General features: G+C 41.8%; 1 protein-coding gene. It reads left to right on the top strand.

The window, feature by feature from the left end; genetic code table 11:
• Window positions 1-55 precede the first annotated feature (55 nt).
• Window positions 56-1,417: a transposase gene (locus F6J94_RS33835; protein ID WP_293048324.1), complete on the top strand. Its 1,362-nt coding sequence runs from the start codon at window positions 56-58 to the stop codon at window positions 1,415-1,417.

Genomic DNA, 1,417 nt, shown 5'->3' with positions numbered 1-1,417 from the left:
GCTAAACTGATTATAGCAGACAACAGCAGGTAGTTTAGCTTAAAAGTTAACACCAATGAAATACACGTATCAATATCGACTATATCCAGAGACTCAACAAACACTCACACTGAACGAGTGGCTGCGAGTTGGTCGATATTGGTATAACCGGATGTTGGGTGAGCGTTTTGATTGGTGGAAGAAAAATAGATGTCCGGTCAATGCCTGTCCATTAATCTGTTACCTTCCGGAGCTTAAAGATCAGCCCAATTTCTACAGCCAGAAAAAGCAACTTCCAGTGCTCAAGAAAGACTTGGTTAAGATTGGATGGTCTGGAGAGTTGATAGACTTTACGGAGGTTTATTCAACTGTTTTGCAAGATGTCTGTACAAGAGTAAAAAACGCTTTTAACAGGTTTATAGCAGGTGACAAAAATGGTAAACGCAGTGGCAAGCCTCGATTTAAAAATGTTGCCAGATATCGGACGTTAAACTTTCCAAATGCTGATAATTATTGGTTAAAGTTCTGTACTGTTAACGGAAAATGGTTGTTTGTTCAAGTTCCTAAAATTGGTTTGATTAAGCTGAGAATACACAGACCGTTACCTGATAGTGCAAACTTAAAACAGCTATCAATTACAAGGAAAGCTGACGGATGGTACTGCAACCTGAGCCTAGAGGATAAGTCAGTGCCGGAGTTCAACCCTGATGACATTATTCCTACTTGGGAAAACTCAATTGGAATGGATGCTGTTCTAGATAGAGGCTTTTATCTAGCAATATCCGATGGCAAGAAACTCCCCTCGCTTAAACCACTTCGTCGGAATCAAGACAAGTTAACCACAGTTTCTCAACGCAAAAATAAGCGTAAAAAAGGAAGTAAAGCCAGACGTAAACTAGCAAAACGGGAAGCCCGTATTCATCAACAGATAGCTAGGAGTCGTGAAGATTTCCAGTACAAAACTGCTCATCAACTGGTGAATACAGGTAAGAAAGTCTTCTTCCACGAGAAGCTGAACCTCAAGGGTTTAACTCGTCGCAATACTCCTAAACGAGGGCGAGATGGTACGTTCTTATCCAATGGTCAATCATCAAAATCAGGACTTAACAAGTCTTGGCTAGATGCAGCCTTTGGTCAGTTCTTTGAAGTGCTGGGTCAGGTAGCCGCAAAAGCTAACGCCAGTGTAGTCGAAGTCAAGCCAAATTACACATCTCAACTCCTCTGTTATCGAGATGAATTTGTGTTCACCGACCGAGATATGCGAGAGTATTTCGATGAGGAATTAAAGCTGATTGTCGATAGAGATGTCAACGCATCAATCAACATTTTGCGAGTCGGGCTGGATGTGTTCCCGACTATAAAACGCCGTAGAGGGAAGCCTGTAGTTGTTGAATCTACTACTAATAGTACCTCGCAGGAAGCTCTGACCGCTCTTTAA

The organism is Moorena sp. SIO1F2 (assembly GCF_010672755.1).
Lineage (GTDB): Bacteria > Cyanobacteriota > Cyanobacteriia > Cyanobacteriales > Coleofasciculaceae > Moorena.
This window is presented reverse-complemented; position numbering and strand designations above follow the sequence as displayed.

Excerpts from the sequence above, each read along its gene's own strand:
- F6J94_RS33835 (WP_293048324.1), top strand. The coding sequence starts at position 56 with ATGAAATACACGTATCAATATCGACTATATCCAGAGACTCAACAAACA.